The following is a 200-nucleotide window of genomic DNA, read 5'->3' on the forward strand; positions in this document are numbered from 1 at the left end:
CTAGGAGATACACCTGTACCCATGCCGAACACAGTAGTTAAGCCCTAGAACGCCTGAAGTAGTTGGGGGTTGCCCCCTGTTAGATACGGAAGTCGCTTAGCTTTTATCCGCCATAGCTCAGTTGGTAGTAGCGCATGACTGTTAATCATGATGTCGTAGGTTCGAGTCCTACTGGCGGAGTCGATAGAGATAGGATTTCC

At 49.5% G+C, this 200-nt stretch carries 1 tRNA gene and 1 rRNA gene; both read left to right on the top strand.

Annotated elements, in window-relative coordinates:
• Window positions 1–101: ribosomal RNA gene (rrf, locus tag AT575_RS10525) — 5S ribosomal RNA — on the top strand; the annotation flags it as partial.
• Between the two features lie 5 nt (window positions 102–106).
• Window positions 107–180: transfer RNA gene (locus AT575_RS10530), tRNA-Asn, on the top strand.
• Window positions 181–200 lie beyond the last annotated feature (20 nt).

This window comes from Streptococcus penaeicida, assembly GCF_002887775.1.
In the GTDB taxonomy this organism is placed as follows: Bacteria; Bacillota; Bacilli; order Lactobacillales; family Streptococcaceae; genus Streptococcus; species Streptococcus penaeicida.